This is a genomic window from Clostridioides sp. ZZV15-6388, from assembly GCF_020657755.1.
In the GTDB taxonomy this organism is placed as follows: Bacteria; Bacillota; Clostridia; order Peptostreptococcales; family Peptostreptococcaceae; genus Clostridioides.
In genome coordinates, this window is sequence record NZ_JAGWCU010000108.1 from 1 (window position 1) to 442 (window position 442).

The following is a 442-nucleotide window of genomic DNA, read 5'->3' on the forward strand; positions in this document are numbered from 1 at the left end:
GACTACTAGGGTATCTAATCCTGTTTGCTCCCCACGCTTTCGCGCCTCACCGTCAGTTACCGTCCAGTAATCCGCCTTCGCCACTGGTGTTCTTCCTTATATCTACGCATTTCACCGCTACACAAGGAATTCCGATTACCTCTCCGGCACTCAAGACATACAGTTTCAAATGCAGTTTCAGGGTTGAGCACTGAGATTTCACATCTGACTTGCATGCCCGGCTGCACGCCCTTTACACCCAGTAAATCCGGACAACGCTTGCCACCTACGTATTACCGCGGCTGCTGGCACGTAGTTAGCCGTGGCTTATTCAAGAGGTACCGTCTTCTGCTCTTCCCTCTTAAAAGAAGTTTACAACCCGAAAGCCTTCTTCCTTCACGCGGCGTTGCTGGGTCAGGCTTGCGCCCATTGCCCAATATTCCCCACTGCTGCCTCCCGTAGG

General features: G+C 52.5%; 1 rRNA gene. It reads right to left on the reverse strand.

Going from position 1 to position 442, the window contains the following annotated elements:
* Positions 1 to 442 (reverse strand): 16S ribosomal RNA (locus KGF48_RS19960); the annotation flags it as partial.